The organism is Natronomonas halophila (assembly GCF_013391085.1).
Classification (GTDB): Archaea; Halobacteriota; Halobacteria; order Halobacteriales; family Haloarculaceae; genus Natronomonas; species Natronomonas halophila.
Window position 1 is genome coordinate 1,741,098 of sequence record NZ_CP058334.1, and the last position, 17,600, is coordinate 1,758,697.

The window sequence follows — 17,600 nt, forward strand, 5'->3', positions numbered from 1 at the left end:
TTACGGCGAGAACGCCGGAAACGCGCGACTGGTGCGGGGCGGAACGTAGAAGTTCGCCCGCGATTGGACCTCGATGAAGTTCAGCAGGCCGTTGTTCTTCCTGTCGGTTACCTGGTCGTGTTCGTCCCGGAGGAACCACCCGTTCATAGCCTTCCGCGTCGCCGCGAAGTCGTCGAGCGACGCCTGCAGCGACAGGAAGTGAACGCCCGCTCTGCCGCCGTCGACCGTGTTGAAATCCCGTCTGAGGATGACGGGGTCCCCGTCCTCGCGCGCTCGAGCGACCTTTTCGTGGTGGCCGACGACGCCGAACTCCTCGGCGTGCTCGAAGGCTTCGTCGAGAAACGGGACGTCGTCGGTAAATGAGTCGACGTCCTCGGGGGAGAACTCCGGCGAGAACATCCGGTCGACCCGCCCGCCTTCGTCCATGTCCCACCAGGCGTCGAGCGATTCGGTGAGGTGTGAGAGGTGCATCGTCGTGCCGCCGTCGAACCGGCCGTCCTCGAAGCGCCCGCTGTCGATAGTGACGCGGTCCTCGCTCGGCTGTGTGCCCTGCCGCATCGACATGAACCCGGTGAACATCGGGGCGTCGCGGGGGATGTCGTCCGGGACGCCCTCGGCGCCCGTGTGTTCGGCGGGGAGTCCCTCGCCGTGGAAGCCGGTTCGACGAGCGACGACCGAGAACACGTCGCCGAGTCGGGCGTCGAGTTCCCGGCCTTCGAGGGGTTCGGATTCCGAGAACAGCGCCGTCTCGGTGCGGACGAGATGCGAGGGAACGTCGGAGGCGAGGACGAGCGCGGCGTCGTACGAGAGGAGGTCCGGGTCGTCCGTCCGCGACAGCACCTCCGGGTGACGAATCGGCGAGGCCTCCAACGCGCCGATTCGTTCGAAGTAGCGGGTCCCCCACGCCAGCGTGTGGAGCAGTCCGTCAGGGGACCACTCGTAGGTGGCCTCCAGTTCGCGCATCGCGGTTTCTACGGTATCGGCGGCGTCGACGGATGGGTCGACGTCCAGATCGACCAGGAGGACGCGATGGTACTGCGGCAAGTGATGATTACCGTGGGCATCCGTGTGGAGAACCGCGTCCCACGCGTGCTGTCGGTCGGGGACCTCGTGGGGGTTCGACGGCAGCGATACAGGGTCCCCTCGGTCCTGCGAGAGTAGCGTGGAACACCCCGGTATCGCCGCGACTCCGACGGCGGCCAACCGCCCGAGCAACCCGCGTCGCGAGGTCATGCTCTGGTCTACGTCTGAACGGCCAAAAACGTTTCTCAGGGTTTTTATCCGGGGATTTCAACGTATCCGGATTCCGATGTGATGGGAAAAAGGGAGGTTCCACAAGGGTTTAGAACGGCGACTCGAAACTAGGTGTGTGGTAAACGGTATCGCACACCTCGGTTCGACGCCCGAAACGTCGATGACGTCACTGGCGGTCCTCGGTCTCGGACTCGTCGCTATCGCCGTCGTCACGTGGGATGCCTACAGACAACACTGGGATTGAACTATGGCCGTCGAAACGAAGTCAACGACCGATTCGAACCTGACTCGAGCGCTCGGATACGTCCGTACGGCGGTCTACGTAGTCGCGACGCTGATTGGCCTCTCGATTCTCGTCGTCGGCACCGTCGCCGTCATCGCCGGACTGAAGGGAACGTGGCACTGGTCCATCCACCTCGAATCGACGATACGGTATATGGCGACGCTGGTGGAGTACTTGCTTGCCCTGTTAGTGCCGCTCTTTGGAGTGCTCGTCGTCGGCCGGTGGTACGATGAGTAACCGCCTCGGCACCGCGGCGCTGGCTTCGGCCGTCGGGTCGTTGCTCGCGGTGGTCGTCGGCATCGGCGTCGTCTCGCTGTTCGCCGAATGGCGCGGCGTCTGGACCAGTTACTTCCTGATGGAACGGACGATAGACGCCGGCGCGCCCGTGGTGGCCGCGCTCGGCGTCCTCGCGTTGCTGGCGGGGTTCGTCGTCGTCTACGGGGCTACGTAGGCACCTGCTGGGCGACGAGTTCGTCCTCGAACTCGACGAGGCCGACGAACACCTCCGTCGCGGCGAGAAAGAGGTTCGCCTCTGCTTCCTTCATGTCGAACTCGTCCTGAACCGTTTCGAGGAACGCCTCGTGCCATCGCCCGAGGTGTTCGTCGAGGAAGACCCGCTCGAAGCCGAAGGCGGCCTCCTCTCCGCGTCGCTGGCGGTCGACCAGATCGCGGAGGAACGCGAGTTCGACGGCGATGTGGTCGTTTTCCTCGGGGTAGTCCTCGTGGGGCTTCCAACCCGCCGCCGAGTAATCCGCCTCCAGTTCCGCGAGTCCCTCGCCGATGAAGTCCGTGTCCTCGCGATAGTAGGTCTCGTGGGGAAGCGCCGGTGGACGCGGCCCCACGAACAGCCGTGTGTACTCCGTTCGGAGTTCGTCGGAAACGTCCTCGACCGACCGCGACCGGTTGGCTTCGATGAACGCCTCGAGCCGTTCGAAGCCGCGGTCCATCGGGTCGTTGATTTCTCCCTCGGGGACGGCTACCTCGTCGGAGAACAGCCGTCCGAGGAACTCCTCGTCGGGGGCGTCGTAGAACACCTCGATGAGGAAATCGATCACTTCCAGTCGCGCCTCGTAGATTTGAGTTTCGTCCATCAGTTTTCACCTCGCTCGAACAGCAGCGACGTTCGACAATCGCCACAGTACTCGAAGACCGAATGCGGTGAGTTGGGTGCGATACCTTGAACCGCGTCGCCGACCTCCCCGCGGACCTTGTCGATGGTTCCGGCGGACGCGAAGGGCTTGCCGCAGCGAACGCATTCCTGCATCTCGCCCTCGTAGACGCTCGTCCAGGCGGCACTCGGGACGTCCTCGGGGACCTCCTCGCGGACCTCCTCGCGGTTCTCCGGGAGGAGCGACAGGTCCAGTCCGTCCTGCATCGTGATGGCCGTCTCCGGACACCCCTCCTCGCAGAGGCCGCAGTTGACACAGCGTTCGTGGTTGAACAGCAGGTCGCCCTCGTTCGTCCGCTGGATGGCGTCGGTCGGACACAGGTTCGTACAGGTCGGCGTGAGGTTGCAGGCGTCCGAGACGTCCATCCAGCCGAAGTCCTTCAGGCCGCGGATGACCTCCCGGTCGGGGTCGACGTGTTCGAGGAGGACGCGAACGGACTCCAGCGTCCACGCGTGGGAGGCAAACGCCGGGCGGTCGATGTCGCCCTCGATGGTGCCCTCGGCCTCGTGTTCGCCGGCGGGGACCGGCGACTCGTCGAGGCGCTCGACGACGAACCTGGAGAGTTCCTCGACGAACTGGCCGGGGTCGTCGGCCCCGGGTGCGAAGAAGCCGACGCGCTCGCCCAGACCGAGATCGGCGGTCGCGCGGTTCAGGCGCTCGACCAGTTCCGCCTTGGGGTCCGGTCCGGAGTGCAGACAGTCGCCGCCACAGCCGACGATGGCGACGCCGTCGGCGCCCGCCGCCAGCGCGTGCATGACGTGGGCCTCCCCGACAGTGTCGGTGCAGTTGACTTTCACGGGGAGAATCGGCGGATAGGAGACGTCCTCCTCGATGGCCGCCCGGCGGCCGTACTCGCGCAGCCGGTCGGCGGCCCGCTCCGAGCAGACGAAGGCGACGACCGGCTGGTCGATGCCGCTCGACCCCCGATTGAACAGCCAGCCCCCGTTGTCGTTTTCGGCCTTCAGCAGGGCTTCGACTTCGCGGGCGATGCGGCGGTTCGAGGGCTCCCGGAGTTGCGTGGCCCCGGTCGGACACGCCGAGGTACAGGCGCCGCAGTCCTGACAGGCCACCTCGTCGAACTCGACGGAATCGACCGACGGTCGACTGACCGCGTCGTGCGGACAGGCGTCCGTACAGGCCGTACAGCCCTCCTGTGAGGAGGCGCCCGCGGCACAGACGTCCATCTCGAGGTCGAGGAACGCGGGTTTCTCGATACCGCCGAGTTGGGATTCGACGGCCGCTATCGTGGCGGCGTCGACGTGGCCGGTGTAGTAGCCCACGCGACCGCCGCGGGTATCCGGGTCGGCGTCGGGATGGATGACCTGGTCGACGGCGATGCGGCGGGTCGTCCCGTCCATGTCGATGGCGTCGGTCGGACATACGTCGGTCCATTCGCCGTCGGGCGCGTCGGCCGGAATCTGGACGGGGCGTCTGGTGACGCCGTCGGGGCCCTCCCGGACGCATTCCATGCAGTCGATGCAGGCTTCGGTGACTCGCGATTCGAGGGTGAGTTCGAACTCGCCGAACCGCCCGTCGACGTCGACGACCTCCCCGCGAGCGATATCCACGTCATCGAGGTCGGCATCGACGTTGGCGAGTTCGCGGCCGTCGGCGACGAGCGTGACATCCGCCGAATCGGCGAGGGCGGCGGCAGTTTCGGAGTCGCCCACGACCGCGACCGAGTCGCCGGCCTCCCGGGAGACCGTTCTGGAGACGGCTTCCTCCTGCAGCCCCGCGTGGGTCGCGTTGAGCAGGCGGGCGGTCTTGTCGGTCGCGGCCTCGCTGTCGTGGACCCACGCGGCCCCCTCGCGGTGGTCGACGAAGGCCGCCGCATCGGGGTGGAGCCCTTTCCGCTCGACCAACTCGCGGAACGTCCGTTTACACCGGTCGTCGGACGCCGTTACGATGAGTTGGTCGAGGTCGTACTCGTCGATGACGTGTTCGACGCCGTCGAGACCGCCCTCACAGAGTAGGTCAGAGGACGCCACGACGTCGACGTCTCGAACACCCTCGCGAACCTCCTCGAGGTCGAGCCCACAGGTGCCGCCACAGCCGCAAACGAATGCCCCTACATTCATCGACTGTGTTCAATGCTACCGTGGATATATGTTTTGCGACGGTTCCGTCGGCGAAAAAACATAAATATACTAATAGATCGCCGTACTCCCGCGGATGTAATAAATATCCGTTTACTAACGGCCCGGTATTTAATATAGGATGGTTTCCTATGTGCTAGGGAATCGCAATCAAACAACACGGTCCGCAAACATGGTATGAGCACAGAACCAGTCTCCTTGGACCTCGACCGACGGTCGTTCATGAAGGCGAGCGCCCTGACGGGCGTTGTCGCACTCGGTGGCGGTACCGCTGGGCAGGTACTCGCCCAGAGCGACGATGAGGTCGATGGACAGGACACGGAAGGAGAGTTGACAAAGACTATTTGTAACTACTGTTCGGTCGGCTGTGGCTTCCACGGCGAGCGAAAGGGTGATACCTTCGTTGGCATGGAGCCATGGGAAGACCACCCGATCAACAACGGGTCGCTCTGCTCGAAAGGGGCAGGCATCTACGAGACCGAACACTCCGAAAAGCGCCTCAAACACCCGATGATTCGGGAAGACGGCGAGTGGAAGAAGCTGTCGTGGGATACCGCCTACGACCGCCTCGGCACCGACATTCGGGCCCTGTGGCCCGACTCGGACGTTTCGCCGAGCGACGCCGTCGACGTCGACGAAGAACACAGCCGCGAGAGCGTGATGCTTCTCGGGAGTGCCCACCACTCCAACGAGGAGTCCTACGCCATCCGAAAGCTCGCGGGATTCATGGGAACGAACAACGTCGACCATCAGGCACGCATCTGCCACTCGACGACGGTCACCGGCCTCGCGAACACGTGGGGTTACGGTGCGATGACCAACACCGTCTCCGATTACCGCAACTTCGACCTCGACATCATCATCGGACAGAATCCCGCCGAGGCCCACCCCATCGCGATGCAGCACATCCTCGAGGGGCAGAAGCGTGGCGGGGACATCCTCGTGCTCGACCCGCGGTTCACGAAGACGGCAGCCCATGCCGACGAATTCATCCGGTTCAGGCCCGGGACCGACGTGGCGCTGATGATGGGCGTCGTCAAGGAACTCCGCGACGAGTACGGGCTGGCGCTGGACCCGGACGCCGACGACACGGGCCAGAACATGCTCTCGGACCGCGTCCAGGGCTGGGAAGACGTCGACGCCGAACTCGACCAGTACGACAAGGAGACGGTCTCGGACATCACGTGGGTCTCCGTCGAGGACATCGAGCGAATCGCCGAGATGGTCCACGAGAACCGCCCCCACGTCCAGATCGAGTGGGCGATGGGCGGCACCCAGCACAACAACGGGACCCAGAACATCCGCTCGTACGCCGTCGCGAGCCTCGCCTCCGGAAGCGCGGCCCGCAGCGGCGGCGGCCTGCAGGTCATGCGGGGCCACGCCAACGTTCAGGGTGCGACCGACCTCGCGGTGGCGAGTCACATCCTGCCGGGCTACTACGGGCTCACACCCGGCGGCTGGTCGTGGTGGGCCGAAATCTGGGACAAGAACCCCTACACCAGCGGGTCGACCTCGTTCGAGGACATGTACGACAAGTTCGAGTTGATGCCGCCGGACAAGTACGTCCGACAGAGCGGCAACGAGGAACTTGAGCCCGATTCGCTCCCACCCAACGAAAACCACGGCCCCGAGGAACCGGCCGCGAACTCGATGATGTTCCAGAACGGGCTCACGGTCGCCCGCTGGTTCGAGGCGGCCCTCGACCAGGAGGACCGCTATCAGGACACGCCGATTTATCAGCCCGACCAGGTGAAAATCGCCGTGTTCTGGGGCCACTCCGCGAACTCCATCAGCGAGATGGAGCAGATGAAGGAGGGCATGGAGAACCTCGACCTGCTGGTCGTCGTCGACGTGTTCCCCTCGGTGGCGAGCGTCCTCCCCGACTACGAGGACGGCCCGCCCGTCCTGTTGCTGCCGGCGTCGAGTCAGTACGAACACTACCGTTCGCTGACGAACACGAACCGGTCGGTGCAGTGGTCCGAACCGGTCGCCAAGCCCGCCCACAACTCCCGTCCCGACCTGCGAATCATGCAGGAATTGGCCGACGAACTCGGCTTCGGCGAGCACTTCGACTGGGGCAGCGGCCCCGAGTTGTACAACGGAAAGTCGACCTACGAGAACGTCATTCGGGAGTTCAACCTCGGGACGAACACCATCGGCTATCGGCAGACACCCGAACGGCTCCAGCAGCATCTGGAGTACGACTACGCGTTCTCCAGCGAGGACCTCAAAGGCGCCGAAGGGACGCCCGTCGAGGGCGAGTACTGGATGCTTCCGTGGCCCTGCTGGGGCGAGGGGCATCCGGGGACACCCATCATCTGGAACGACGACATGGACCCCAACAACGGGGGACAGGACTTCCGGACTCGATGGGGCGTCCAGGCCCCGTCGCCGGACGACTGGGACGCGATGCCCACCGACGACGATTACCCGCTTCAGGAGACCGTCGACGCCCACGACGATATGGAGGAGGCGCTCGACCTGACGCGAGCGCCGTACGTCCCCGACTGGGCCAGCAACCGCGATCTGGCCGAGGACGGACAGATTCACGGCGTGCCGGAGTATCCGGGCTGGAAAATCACGCCGCCACAGAGCCTCATCGACCCGACGCAGTCGACACAGTCCGACGAACTGACGATACCACAGCAGTACGCGCTGGACAATCAGGAGTCGGTCTACACCGCCGCACAGGCACTCGACGACCCCGACACCGGAAGTCCGGAGTTCGACGAGTACCTCCGGACCATGATTGGTGAGGGCGTCGACCCCGACTTCTACGAGGAGTACGACTACAAACAGCCCGACGCCCCGACCGGTCGGGGTCGGGCCCGGGCGGTCGTCTGGAGCTTCCTCGATAAGATCCCGGTGCATCGCGAACCCATCGAGAGCCCGCGGTCGGACCTCGTCGAGGAGTGGCCGGCGAACGGCCAGCAGCGGAACCACTACCGCCTCGACCAGAACAACGCGGCCGAACAGCAGACGGCGATGGACATCATCCACGGCGATGGCGACGGCCCGGAGCTCGATACCATCATGACGACCGGTCGGCAGGTCGAACACCAGGGTGGCGGCGCGGAGACGCGGTCGAACATCCACACCGCCGACCTGCAGCCCCACATGTACGCGGAGATAACGCCCAACAAGGCCGAGGACCTCGGCGTCGACGGCGGCGACCTCGTCGTCGTCTCCTCGACCGACCGGGGGTCGGTGCTCGTGAAGGCACGAGTGACCGACCGGCCCAACGACGACGAGGTGTTCCTCCCGTTCCACTGGGGCGGGGTGTTCAAGGGCAAGAGTCAGGAGGACAAATACCCCGAAGGCACCGTCCCGTACGCCATCGGCGATTCGGCGAACGCGATTACGTCACGGGGCTACGACGTCGAGACGCAGATGCAGGAGACGAAGGTGTCGATGGTGGCCGTCCGACCGGCTACCCAGAGCCTGCTCGAGGAACTCGGGATGGACACGGACCTCGAGTTCCCGCAGGACCGTGACGGCATCGGCCAGCAGAAGGACTTCGACGTCCGTGACAGCGAAACGGTTCAATGAGGTGATACAAGCATGTCTCAATCAAACAAAGAAGTGATGGGCGATGGCGTGATGAGCGTCGGCGAGGGAACGCGAATCTTCCCGGACGTCGGCGCATGCATCGACTGTGGCGGTTGCGTCGTCGCCTGCAAGCGAACGTGGGACGTTCCCCACGACGAACAGCGAATCAGCATCTCGACGATGCTGGAGGGTCAGGAGGGCGACGGGGGGTCAGCGGCGAACGCGCTCGCACAGGGCGACTCGCCCGGCGAGACGTCCATCCCGATGCAGTGTTACCACTGCGACAACGCACCCTGCGTTTCGGTGTGTCCGACCGACTCCCTCATCAAGACCGACGACGAGTTCGTCGACGTCCGCGAGGACCTCTGTGTCGGCTGTCAGTACTGTCTGTCGGCGTGTCCGTTCGGGGCGCCGCAGTTCCCCGAGGAGGACGACGGCGCCGCACAGGTGTTCGGTACCGGCGGTAAGATGGACAAGTGTACGATGTGTGAGGAACGGCAGGACGTCGGCAAGGGGCCGGCCTGTGCCGAGGAGTGTTCGACCGACGCCATCCTCGTCGGGCAGCCCTCGCAGATCGCCGACGAACTCGATAGACGCGACGAGGGTCCGTTCTTCAACGACGTGGCGATGGACATCGTCTTCGGTGAGGACGCCGGTGAGTTCCAATGAGTCACGAGACGCCCGAGGTCGAGGGGTACTCCCCGATATCGGTCTTCATCTCGGCGCTGGTCGGCATCGTGGTCGCCGTCCTGTCGGTGTGGTGGGCCAGCGGGTTCGGGCCGTTCTACGAGACGCTCTTCCGCGTTGGCCCCACCGTCGAGGGCGGCGGCGTCGGCGCCGACTGGGTCGCCGGCAACACGATTCCGGCCCTGGACTTCCTCATCGCGCTGGTCCACGCCGCCGACGTCATCCTGGGCGTGTTCATCCTGCTCCTGGTGTTCCTCCACTGGGCGAGTTTCCGCCGTCTCGCCGCTCGGATGCGGCACCCCGGGGAGGATGAGACGGGCGAGACCGTAATGGCCGACGGCTCCGGTGACGGAGGTGAACGCTGATGACGAATCTCGACCACGGCAAGTTCACGCGGGTGACGACGCTGTTCCACTCGCTTTTGGCGCTCGACGTGTTCCTGCTGTTCTTCACCGGCTACGCCATCATGTTCAACTCGGAGCTGTGGTGGCTGATGACGCTGATGGGCGGTGCGACCGGCGTCACCGCGCTGCACCGCATCGCCGGCATCGGCCTCGTCGCGCTCATCGTCTTCTGGATGGTGCTGATGCTCATCAGCCCGACCGGCCGGAGCAACTTCGCGGAGATACTCCCGGTGAAAGAGGACATCGAGGCGTTCCTACAGGACGTCCAGTTCATGCTCGGGCGGGCCGACGAACGCCACCCCCACGCCCGGCAGTTCGCCGGCTACGAGTCCGACGAGGTGCCGCTGCTGTCCTACGTGGGCAAGGGCGTCGTCGCCATCTTCGCCATCGAGTTGACCCTGCTTACCATCTCGGGGCTGCTCATCTGGTCGAAGACCGGCCTCATGTCGTACTTCGCGACGCGAACCGCAGCCATGGCGTTCGTCGTCTTCCATGGCCTACTGGGGATTATCATGCTGATGGGGGTGATGTTCCACATCTTCGAACACGGGATGCATCCCGCCTTCTACCCCGTCGAGACGAAGGCGTTCATCCCCCGGAGCATGATCCCCGAGAGCCACGACGACGACGAGGACCACGACGGGACGGGCATCGAGCGGCTCGAACTCTCGCCGAGCTGGCACTCCGTCTCGACGGTTTTCGGCTCGTTCGTCGTCATCGGTATCGTCTCGGTGTTGATGGGGAGTATCGTCCGGGAGGGATACCCGGTCCCACGGGAGTTGGTCGTCAGCGGTGACCTGACGAATCTCCTGCTCACTATCGGTATCAACATCGGGATATTCGTGCTGTTCGTCGGCCTCGTCCTCTCGATGTACGGTAACGTGATGCGAGTCCGTTGGGAAAAGGAGGTGCAGCGCCGCCAAGAGCGCGAGACGGTCGCGGACGGTGGCGAAACCCGGACGGACGACTGAACTCCGTTTTCGGCGATTTTCTCGCGTTTTCAGGCTGTCAGCAGTTCCGCGCCCTCTTGGGATAGGTCCACGGTGACGTCCTGTCGCGTCTGTTCTTGAATCTGGTCGATGTTACGCGTGAGGACTTCGAGGATGTCCTTCGGCTCCGGGTACACCAGCATGTTCCCGTCTTCGTCCTCCATCACCAACTGGGTGTCCGAGAGGGTCACCTGGTCGTTCTCGATGCTGGCGACGATGGCCGGCAGCGCCTCCGCCCCGCCGGGGTCGCCCTCCTCGACTCTGGTGATATAGACGGAATCGAGGCCGATCAGGTCCTTGTACTCGCGGACCCGCTCGGCGCAGTTGACCATGTCCCTCGTCACTTCGGTCTTGCGTTGGTTCCCGTGTTCTCCGTCATAACAGTGCTTACACACCCGTAGCTCGATTCGCATGGAACGATGTATCGGAGTGAGTACTAAAGACGGTTGCGCCGGTAACGCTTTTATACGTCCGGGATGTGTGTTAACATATGGCTGGTGCCCTAAACATCGTCTACGCCGTCATCGTCGTGCTGGTCGCGATAGTCGGATTCGCTTACGTGTTGACACAGTCGGACGACGGCACCGGCGAGGAGACGCGATGGAGCGACTGGGGAACCATCGCGGCGGTCGCGTTGTTCCTCGTCGGCCTCGTGTGGTCGACGATGTTCTAATCGGTGTCAACCGCCTGCGTCCGAATCGTGGCGCCACGGGCGGTTCGACACGCTGTTCGTTATTCCCCGCCCGGTCGGGACGCGTTAGCTGCTTTTGATGGTGTCCTCACGACGACCGGATGGCGCCATATCGACGGCTCTTTTAAATCTCGCCACCTGTGTGTGATGTATGGTAACTCCCACCGCGAAAACGCTCTCTCGCGCGCTGGTTACTCTCGGGGCCGTCTCCGTGGTCTGTTCGGGGGTCGTGGCCGCCCACGTGCGGTTCGTCACGGATACGACGGACGTCGGCGAGGGGTTCGCCTTCCTCGCCGATGCGCTGACGGACCCGTTCAATGCTGCCATCCTCGGGGGCGGCGCTCTCGCCGTGCTCGTCGCGCTCGGCGTCTATCTCCGCGTTCAGCCGCTCCAGCGGGACATTGAGGTGTTCCGCGACGTGATGACCGGCTACCGTGACCTGTTGCCGTGGCTGCTGCGTCTCGGGTTCGGCCTCCCGCTCGTCGGGGCCGGCTTCGCGGGTTACTTCTTCAACCCAATCGTCGAACCGGCCACCGCCCCCGGGTTCGCTCGCCTGTTCCAGATCGGACTCGGGTTCGCGCTGCTTTTCGGCGTCGCCACGCGAGCGGCCGCCATTCTCGGTCTGCTGGCCTATCTGGTGTCGCTTTTCCTCCAGCCGCTGTTGCTGTATTCCTTCGAGTGGGTCCCCGGTTTCATCGCCCTCGCGGTGGTCGGTAGCGGCCGTCCCAGTGCCGACGAGGTCCTGCAGAAAGTCGCCGCCGCCGACGGCACCGTCTACGGCGAACTCGACCCGGTCCACCGCGCCGCATCGTGGCTCAACCGCGCCGTCGACCCCTACGAGCGGTTCGTCCCGACGGTCATCCGTATCGGGATGGGTCTTTCCTTTGCCTTCCTCGGGCTCTTCGAGAAGCTACTGGCTCCCGAAATGGCCCTCAGCGTCGTCGAACAGTACAGCCTCACCGCGCTGCTGCCCGTCCCCGCCGAACTGTGGGTGCTGGGCGCCGGCTTCGCCGAACTCGGCCTCGGCGTCGCCATCATGTTCGGCTTCTTCACTCGCACCTCCGCAATAACGGCGCTGAGCGTCTTCGTCCTCACGCTGTTCGGTATCCCGGACGACCCCGTCCTCGCCCACATCGGCCTCTTCAGCCTCGCCTCGGCGCTTCTCATCACGGGCGCGGGCGCCTACGCCCTCGACAACCGCATCGGCGCCGACAAACCCGCGGCGGCCCGGGACGACATCGTAACCACGGTCGACGATTGAAGGGGTCGGCTATTCCTCTTCGATGTCCCAGTCGGCCTTCTCGGCGGCCGTCTCCAGCGGGACGAACTCCCAGCCGGATTCCTCGGCAATCCACTCATCTTCGGGGGTGCCGACGACGGCCAGTCGTTCGGCGTAGAACATCGACGTCTTGCCGATATCGGCGAGTCGTTCGGCGGGCCCGGTCCCCGTCCCGTTGAAGAAGTCGGCGTCGATGGTGTGTTCGCGCTGGAACTTGGTGATGACCGGCGCGCTCACGTCGCCGACGATGCCGACCCAGTCGGCCCACTCGCGGGCCGAGGCAACGACAAGTTGCGGGTCGGACAGCGCGGTGACGGCATTGTAGGTCAACGCCATCGTCATATCGTCGACGCCGCCGCCGTGGGGGCCTTCGGCCATCGGTTCGGCGTCGTCGGGAGCGTTGCTGACGGTCGCGCCGGCGCCCGAGCCACCGCTTTCGGTCGGCACGCCCGCTGGCTTGTCCTCGTTTTCCCGGGGGACGCGCGGGACAGGGCCGTCGTCGTCGGTCGCGTCCGCCTCGGCGTCGGCACTTCCGGCGCTTGCCGCCGGCGCCGGCGCGTCGGGTTCGTCGTCCGGGTCGCCGTCCTCGCGCCACAGCCAGTCGCCGTGGTTGGCCTCCGGTTCGTCGTCATCGTCGGTTTCGATGTCGTCGAGGTCGATTTTGTCAGTCATCGTCGTCGGTTTCGGTTCGCGGGGCGGTTTCGGGGGCGGCGCCGACGGGCGTGTCGTGGTCGACGGTCGCTTCGAGGTCGAGCCGTTCGAGCGTCTCGCGGGTCGGCAGCCCCTCGCGACTCCAGCCGCGAGCGGCGTAGTAGGCGTCAAGCAGGACGTCGAACTCCGCGGGGTCGATGCGGCCGCCTTCGGCGGGCCCGTCGGAAATCGGCTCGGTGAAGGCGGCGGGCAGTTCGTCGGTTGCGCGGTCGAAGCCCTCGCGGGCGTTGAACAGGCGCACGAGGTTCCAGACCCGTTCGCCGACCCGGTGGAGTTCGTCGGGAGCGTAGTCGTCGCCGAGGGCGTCGAACCACTCGGCGCCGAAATCGTCCCACAGCGGTTCGCCCGCGAAGTCGTCGGCGACGAAACTCCACAGCGCCGAGCGGGTGTTCTGGGCGGCGACCACGGCCGCGACCCGCTCGCTGGTGTCGGCGTCCTCGGCGAAGGCCTCCCACTCGATGGGCCGGGCCCGCCGGTGGCAGCCGCCACGGTCGCTGGTCGCGTAGGCCAACGCCATCCCGGCGGCGGCCCGGGGGTCGTAGGCGGGCAGTTCCATGGATTTGACCGTCGGGATGACGTCGTCGGTGCCGTAGGCGTCGCTTGCGGCGTCGACGCCCTCGGCGAGCGTCTCGGCGACGCCGGCCTCGCAGGGGCCCGCAGCGCCGGTCGCGATGGCCTCGATGAGCGCGCGGGCGCCGTCGGCGTCGCCGAAGGCCAACTCGCAGTCGATGTAGTCGGCCTCGGCGGCCCGAATCGCCCACGCGACGGCGTTGCCGGCCGAAATCACGTCGATGCCGAGGCGGTCACAGAGGCCGCCCAACTCCGCGACGGCGTCGAAGTCTTCGACGCCGAGGCCGGCCCCGAGAGTCATCGGCGTCGCGCCGCGCGGAACGGAGGTCCCCTCGTCGGTCTCGATTTCGAAGCCGCCGGGTACCTCCCGGTCGGGGTGTTCCCGGCCGACGGCGGCCTCGGCGGCGGCCTCGATGCCGATGTCGTCGGCGGCCTCGAACTGGTCGCGCTGCCAGCCTTCGGTGGCGAGGGCGCCCACCTCGTTGGCGAAGTCGATGCTTTCGAGCGTCTCGCCGGCGGCCTGCCACCGGCCGGTGTCGCCCTCGGCGTACTCGCGCTCGTAGCGTGCCCGGAGGTCGGCGAGTTCCGGCGGCGTCTCGGGGGTGCCGTTCCGGACGACGACGGCCTTGAGCCGTTTGGCGCCCATGACCGCGCCCGCGCCGCCGCGGCCGGCGTGGTGGTCGCCAGCGTCGGAGGCGATGGTCGCGTAGGCGACGCCATGCTCGCCGGCCGGGCCGATGCAGGCGACGCCCGAATCGGGGTGGGCCTCGGCGGCCGCGACGGTGTCCTCGCCCCACGTCTCTGCGGGTTCGATGTCTCCCTCGCCGTCCTCGATGACGATGCGGACCGGCTCGTCGGCCTCGCCGGTCACGAGCACGGCGAGACAGTCCTCCAGCGACCCGGCGAGGCGGCCGGCGAAGGCGCCGCCGGCATACGAGTCAAGAAAGCCGCCGGTCAGCGGCGATTTCGTCACCGCCGCATAGCGGGTTTCGCCGGGCAGGTAGCCTGACAGCGGGCCGATACAGAAGGCCAGCAGGTTATCGGGGCCGAGCGGGTCAGTGCCGGCGTCGAGTTCCTCGTAGAGGTAGCGCGCGCCGAGGCCCTTGCCGCCCAGAAAGCGGCGTCGCCATCGCTCGGGAACGCGTTCGCGGCTGACGGTCCCCGACGAGAGGTTCGCTCGTAGGACGTACTCGCGTCCGGCCATTCCCCGAAGTCTTCGGGATTGGGTAGTAAAAACTATGGGGTGGCATACCACGCGATTAGTTCTCGTCCAGCGCCGCGACGTCGGCGGCGCTCGGCTCGTCGGGCAACTCCTCGATACAGTCGAAACAGAGGAAATGTTCGGTGCCGTCCTCGAACTCCAGTGTCATGCCGCCGGTGCCCTCGGGGTCCGACGACCAGATGCCGGAGATACCCCCGCCTATCGGCACGTCGTCGCCACAGCCCTCACACGGTTCGCTGGCCATAACCGGGGTAGGCGCCAGCGACTCAAAAGGGACGCGACCTACCGGGGCGGGTTGACCGCTAACCCGTCGGCCACGAGCGGCAACACCACGAACGCACTCGCCGCGAGCGCCGCCCAGACGGGCACGCTCGTCACCTGACCGACCAGCCAGCCGATCACCAACAGCAACGGAATCGTCGCAAGCAGGAGGTCGTATCGGGAGAGTTCGGAGATGTCGAGCGTTCGTCGTTCGTCCGGCCCTGCCGGACGGGCCATCCGAGAGATATCGCTACGAGGTTGTCGCTCCGACATCAACACCACCTCCACTCGATACTGACAACGGCTTGTAACTAAAATCTTACTTCGAAATTGTCGAGAAGGCGAGTGATTATATTCATATATTATTTCTAGATGTGTCCACAAACAGCCTTGTTACGTCGGAGGCGGTTTTTGGACCGAATGACGGTATATAATGGCTCCATGAGACAGCCACGATACTCTACTTGCCGCGGCTGCTACTGAATGGGTCGGCTACCGGTCCTCCGCGGCGAGACGGCCCACGAGCGCCGGGGTGGGATTAAGGGCGTGGCCGGCAACGAATCGAGTATGCGCGTGCTCGTGACGGGGGCGTCGGGGTTCGTCGGCAGCCGGCTGGTGTCCGCTCTGCTCGAACGCGGCCACGACGTGGTCGCGCTCGTTCGGGACGCGGACCGCTACGACGCCCCCGCGGGCGTCGAAACCGTCGAAGGCGACCTGCTGAAACCGCCCGTGACGTTTCCGTCGGCCGACGCCGCCTACTATCTCGTCCACTCGATGGGGACCGGTGGAGATTTCGAGGCCCGCGACCGGCTGGCGGCCCGCACCTTCGTCGATGCCGCCGACGCCGCCGGTATCGAGCGCACCATCTATCTCGGCGGCCTCGGGGACGACCGCGACAAACTCTCGCCGCACCTCCGCTCGCGTCGCGAAGTCGAGCGGATTCTCGCGGAGGGCGAGGCCGACCTCACGACGCTTCGGGCCGCCATCATCGTCGGCGAGGGGTCGGCGAGTTTCGAACTCATCGCCCAACTCGGCAGCCGTCTTCCCGCGATGGTGACGCCGAAGTGGGTCCGCACCGAATGCCAGCCCATCTTCATCGACGACGTCATCGAGTACCTGGTCGGCGTGCTGGACGCGCCCGAAACGGCGGGTGAAACCTACGAAATCGGCGGCCCGGACGTCCTCTCCTATCAGGAAATCCTGCGATACACCGCGAAGTTGCTGACCGGCCGCCAGCCACTCATCCTGCCCGTGCCCGTCCTGTCGCCGCGGCTATCGGCCCGGTGGCTCTCGGTGGTGACCGACGTCTCGACCAGCGTCGCCCGGCCGCTGGTCGAGGGGATGCGCAACACCGTCGTCGTCACCGACCACAGCATCGACGACCACGTCGACGTCGAGTTGACGCCCTTCGACGAGGCCGTCCGGCAGGCGCTGGGTGACCGGGCCATCCTCGCCGAACCGGTGGGGGTGTCCGAGACGTGAGACGCCGCCCCGAGTACGGCGAGACGTGGGCTTACGAGAGCATCATCGGCGCGCTTCCGGGCGTCAACATCTCCCGGGGGGCCGCTATCGCCATCCAACTACTCGTCTTCGAGGTGTCCTTGCTGGGGCTGGCGTGGTACTACGCCCTCCCGGACATCATCGTGCCGGGCACCGCCGCCGTCGCCGTCGCCGCGGCCGGCAGCGCCGAAATGCTCCGTATCAGCGGCGCCGCGCGGGTGCCCGAGACCCCGGAGGCCTACCGCCGCCTGCTGTTCGGCTCCAGCGTCGAGGTGGTCCTCTCGGTTTTGGCGTTTATCGCCTTCGTCACCCACCTGTTCGTCTTCGACCCCGGCGGCGGCCCGCTGGTCGAACGGCTCTTCGGCATGCGGCCGCCGACGCTCGTGGTCTACCTGACGCTGCTCGTGATGTGGGACCTCTGCTATCGGCTCGGAACCGGGTGGTGGGCCGCCATCGTCGCGCTCTGGCGGTCGGCGACCTATCGGTTTGACCCAGAAACCGCCGCGACGCTGCGGCGGGCCGACCGCGAGACGCTGCTGTTCGGCGTCATCCAACTCGTTCTCGTGCCCTTCATCCTCGATTTCCCGGTCCTGCTGGCGGCGCTTCTCGGACACGTAACTGCCGTCTTCGTCGTGACGACGGCGTCGCTGGCGCTGTTGCGGTGGCGAGAAACAGGGTGAGGATTACTGCGACTGAATCTGCTTGTACTGGTCGAGCAGCGCCTCCGTCGAATCCCCCGAATCGTACTCTACTTCCCCCTCGTAGTTGGTTCGCTCGTCATCGAAGTCGGCATCGACGGTGGAGGTTTTCTCTTCGCGGCGCTCGTGCTCGTCTTCGTCATAGGCACCCATTGACATGGTAAGTACACTCCCACTTTGCGATTATACATTATTAATGTAACGGGGCCGATGGACGTACATTTATAAACGCGACGT

20 protein-coding genes are annotated in these 17,600 nt (G+C 65.6%); 11 read left to right on the plus strand and 9 right to left on the minus strand.

Annotation, left to right across the window (positions count from 1 at the left end):
- Entirely contained in the window at positions 1-1,233 is a 1,233-nt protein-coding gene (locus tag HWV23_RS09415; protein WP_178290153.1) for a DUF7405 family protein, read from the minus strand.
- A 136-nt stretch (positions 1,234-1,369) separates the two neighbouring features.
- Here HWV23_RS09415 and HWV23_RS17190 point away from each other — a divergent pair, with 136 nt between their 5' ends.
- From HWV23_RS17190 to HWV23_RS09425, 3 genes are read left to right on the plus strand one after another with little or no spacing between them, the layout of a single operon-like run.
- Positions 1,370-1,498 (plus strand): hypothetical protein, encoded by a 129-nt coding sequence (locus HWV23_RS17190; protein WP_281362650.1) that lies wholly within the window; start codon positions 1,370-1,372, stop codon positions 1,496-1,498.
- Positions 1,499-1,501: 3 nt separating this feature from the next.
- Positions 1,502-1,774, plus strand: coding sequence for a hypothetical protein (locus HWV23_RS09420; protein ID WP_178290154.1), 273 nt, complete (start codon positions 1,502-1,504; stop codon positions 1,772-1,774).
- The gene (locus HWV23_RS09425; protein ID WP_178290155.1) at positions 1,767-1,988 is read left to right on the plus strand and encodes a hypothetical protein; all 222 of its coding nucleotides are present in this window, start codon (positions 1,767-1,769) and stop codon (positions 1,986-1,988) included. Before HWV23_RS09420 ends, HWV23_RS09425 begins: the two co-directional genes overlap by 8 nt.
- On the opposite strand, the gene HWV23_RS09430 is transcribed toward HWV23_RS09425, so the two are convergent.
- On the minus strand, positions 1,981-2,628 hold the full coding sequence (locus HWV23_RS09430; RefSeq protein ID WP_178290156.1) for a TorD/DmsD family molecular chaperone: 648 nt from the start codon (positions 2,626-2,628) through the stop codon (positions 1,981-1,983). The two genes, HWV23_RS09425 and HWV23_RS09430, sit on opposite strands and share 8 nt — an antisense overlap.
- A complete protein-coding gene (locus tag HWV23_RS09435) occupies positions 2,628-4,784 on the minus strand; it encodes a hydrogenase iron-sulfur subunit (RefSeq protein WP_178290157.1) in 2,157 nt (718 codons plus the stop codon). The genes HWV23_RS09430 and HWV23_RS09435 overlap by 1 nt, the downstream gene beginning before the upstream one ends.
- Positions 4,785-4,979: 195 nt before the next feature.
- Between HWV23_RS09435 and HWV23_RS09440 the strand changes: the two genes are divergently transcribed.
- From HWV23_RS09440 to HWV23_RS09455, 4 genes are read left to right on the plus strand one after another with little or no spacing between them, the layout of a single operon-like run.
- Complete coding sequence (locus HWV23_RS09440) at positions 4,980-8,351, plus strand: molybdopterin-dependent oxidoreductase (protein ID WP_178290158.1); 3,372 nt, start codon at positions 4,980-4,982, stop codon at positions 8,349-8,351.
- 12 nt (positions 8,352-8,363) lie between these two features.
- The gene (locus HWV23_RS09445) at positions 8,364-9,020 is read left to right on the plus strand and encodes a 4Fe-4S dicluster domain-containing protein (protein WP_211693207.1); all 657 of its coding nucleotides are present in this window, start codon (positions 8,364-8,366) and stop codon (positions 9,018-9,020) included.
- On the plus strand, positions 9,017-9,403 hold the full coding sequence (locus HWV23_RS09450; protein ID WP_178290159.1) for a hypothetical protein: 387 nt from the start codon (positions 9,017-9,019) through the stop codon (positions 9,401-9,403). The genes HWV23_RS09445 and HWV23_RS09450 overlap by 4 nt, the downstream gene beginning before the upstream one ends.
- The gene (locus tag HWV23_RS09455) at positions 9,403-10,413 is read left to right on the plus strand and encodes a cytochrome b/b6 domain-containing protein (protein ID WP_178290160.1); all 1,011 of its coding nucleotides are present in this window, start codon (positions 9,403-9,405) and stop codon (positions 10,411-10,413) included. Before HWV23_RS09450 ends, HWV23_RS09455 begins: the two co-directional genes overlap by 1 nt.
- Before the next feature lie 29 nt (positions 10,414-10,442).
- Here the strand turns inward: HWV23_RS09455 and HWV23_RS09460 are convergent, their stop codons facing one another.
- The gene (locus tag HWV23_RS09460; protein WP_178290161.1) at positions 10,443-10,844 is read right to left on the minus strand and encodes a hypothetical protein; all 402 of its coding nucleotides are present in this window, start codon (positions 10,842-10,844) and stop codon (positions 10,443-10,445) included.
- Positions 10,845-10,921: 77 nt separating this feature from the next.
- Between HWV23_RS09460 and HWV23_RS09465 the strand changes: the two genes are divergently transcribed.
- Positions 10,922-11,104 carry a hypothetical protein gene (locus HWV23_RS09465; RefSeq protein ID WP_178290162.1) on the plus strand — a complete coding sequence of 61 codons (183 nt, stop codon included), beginning with the start codon at positions 10,922-10,924 and terminating at the stop codon, positions 11,102-11,104.
- Between the two features lie 169 nt (positions 11,105-11,273).
- On the plus strand, positions 11,274-12,383 hold the full coding sequence (locus tag HWV23_RS09470) for a DoxX family protein (protein ID WP_178290163.1): 1,110 nt from the start codon (positions 11,274-11,276) through the stop codon (positions 12,381-12,383).
- 9 nt (positions 12,384-12,392) lie between these two features.
- Here the strand turns inward: HWV23_RS09470 and HWV23_RS09475 are convergent, their stop codons facing one another.
- Genes HWV23_RS09475 through HWV23_RS09490 form a run of 4 tightly spaced genes read right to left on the minus strand, consistent with a single transcriptional unit; the run spans position 12,393 to position 15,402 of the window.
- Positions 12,393-13,073, minus strand: coding sequence for a DUF7124 domain-containing protein (locus HWV23_RS09475; RefSeq protein ID WP_178290164.1), 681 nt, complete (start codon positions 13,071-13,073; stop codon positions 12,393-12,395).
- Positions 13,066-14,886, minus strand: a complete 1,821-nt coding sequence (locus HWV23_RS09480; RefSeq protein ID WP_178290165.1) for an aldehyde ferredoxin oxidoreductase family protein — start codon at positions 14,884-14,886, stop codon at positions 13,066-13,068. Before HWV23_RS09480 ends, HWV23_RS09475 begins: the two co-directional genes overlap by 8 nt.
- A 55-nt stretch (positions 14,887-14,941) precedes the next feature.
- The gene (locus HWV23_RS09485; protein ID WP_178290166.1) at positions 14,942-15,148 is read right to left on the minus strand and encodes a DUF7561 family protein; all 207 of its coding nucleotides are present in this window, start codon (positions 15,146-15,148) and stop codon (positions 14,942-14,944) included.
- A 38-nt stretch (positions 15,149-15,186) separates the two neighbouring features.
- The gene (locus HWV23_RS09490) at positions 15,187-15,402 is read right to left on the minus strand and encodes a DUF8015 family protein (protein ID WP_178290167.1); all 216 of its coding nucleotides are present in this window, start codon (positions 15,400-15,402) and stop codon (positions 15,187-15,189) included.
- 330 nt (positions 15,403-15,732) lie between these two features.
- On the opposite strand from HWV23_RS09490, the gene HWV23_RS09495 reads away from it, so the two are divergent.
- Both HWV23_RS09495 and HWV23_RS09500 read left to right on the plus strand, forming a co-directional pair.
- On the plus strand, positions 15,733-16,647 hold the full coding sequence (locus HWV23_RS09495; RefSeq protein ID WP_178291640.1) for an NAD(P)H-binding protein: 915 nt from the start codon (positions 15,733-15,735) through the stop codon (positions 16,645-16,647).
- Positions 16,644-17,345, plus strand: a complete 702-nt coding sequence (locus HWV23_RS09500) for a DUF7530 family protein (RefSeq protein WP_178290168.1) — start codon at positions 16,644-16,646, stop codon at positions 17,343-17,345. The genes HWV23_RS09495 and HWV23_RS09500 overlap by 4 nt, the downstream gene beginning before the upstream one ends.
- Before the next feature lie 3 nt (positions 17,346-17,348).
- Here the strand turns inward: HWV23_RS09500 and HWV23_RS09505 are convergent, their stop codons facing one another.
- Positions 17,349-17,522: a DUF5786 family protein gene (locus HWV23_RS09505; protein WP_178290169.1), complete on the minus strand. Its 174-nt coding sequence runs from the start codon at positions 17,520-17,522 to the stop codon at positions 17,349-17,351.
- Between the last annotated feature and the right edge of the window lie 78 nt (positions 17,523-17,600).

Bases quoted from the DNA above. Each gene is read 5' to 3' on its own strand.
- HWV23_RS09455 (WP_178290160.1), top strand. From the start codon at position 9,403: ATGACGAATCTCGACCACGGCAAGTTCACGCGGGTGACGACGCTGTTC.
- HWV23_RS09485 (WP_178290166.1), bottom strand. From the start codon at position 15,148: ATGGCCAGCGAACCGTGTGAGGGCTGTGGCGACGACGTGCCGATAGGC.
- HWV23_RS09430 (WP_178290156.1), bottom strand. From the start codon at position 2,628: ATGGACGAAACTCAAATCTACGAGGCGCGACTGGAAGTGATCGATTTC.
- HWV23_RS09465 (WP_178290162.1), top strand. From the start codon at position 10,922: ATGGCTGGTGCCCTAAACATCGTCTACGCCGTCATCGTCGTGCTGGTC.
- HWV23_RS09490 (WP_178290167.1), bottom strand. From the start codon at position 15,402: ATGGCCCGTCCGGCAGGGCCGGACGAACGACGAACGCTCGACATCTCC.
- HWV23_RS09440 (WP_178290158.1), top strand. From the start codon at position 4,980: ATGAGCACAGAACCAGTCTCCTTGGACCTCGACCGACGGTCGTTCATG.
- HWV23_RS09470 (WP_178290163.1), top strand. From the start codon at position 11,274: ATGGTAACTCCCACCGCGAAAACGCTCTCTCGCGCGCTGGTTACTCTC.
- HWV23_RS09505 (WP_178290169.1), bottom strand. From the start codon at position 17,522: ATGTCAATGGGTGCCTATGACGAAGACGAGCACGAGCGCCGCGAAGAG.
- HWV23_RS09415 (WP_178290153.1), bottom strand. From the start codon at position 1,233: ATGACCTCGCGACGCGGGTTGCTCGGGCGGTTGGCCGCCGTCGGAGTC.
- HWV23_RS09450 (WP_178290159.1), top strand. From the start codon at position 9,017: ATGAGTCACGAGACGCCCGAGGTCGAGGGGTACTCCCCGATATCGGTC.
- HWV23_RS09460 (WP_178290161.1), bottom strand. From the start codon at position 10,844: ATGCGAATCGAGCTACGGGTGTGTAAGCACTGTTATGACGGAGAACAC.
- HWV23_RS09425 (WP_178290155.1), top strand. From the start codon at position 1,767: ATGAGTAACCGCCTCGGCACCGCGGCGCTGGCTTCGGCCGTCGGGTCG.
- HWV23_RS09435 (WP_178290157.1), bottom strand. From the start codon at position 4,784: ATGAATGTAGGGGCATTCGTTTGCGGCTGTGGCGGCACCTGTGGGCTC.
- HWV23_RS09475 (WP_178290164.1), bottom strand. From the start codon at position 13,073: ATGACTGACAAAATCGACCTCGACGACATCGAAACCGACGATGACGAC.
- HWV23_RS09480 (WP_178290165.1), bottom strand. From the start codon at position 14,886: ATGGCCGGACGCGAGTACGTCCTACGAGCGAACCTCTCGTCGGGGACC.
- HWV23_RS09495 (WP_178291640.1), top strand. From the start codon at position 15,733: ATGCGCGTGCTCGTGACGGGGGCGTCGGGGTTCGTCGGCAGCCGGCTG.
- HWV23_RS09445 (WP_211693207.1), top strand. From the start codon at position 8,364: ATGTCTCAATCAAACAAAGAAGTGATGGGCGATGGCGTGATGAGCGTC.
- HWV23_RS09420 (WP_178290154.1), top strand. From the start codon at position 1,502: ATGGCCGTCGAAACGAAGTCAACGACCGATTCGAACCTGACTCGAGCG.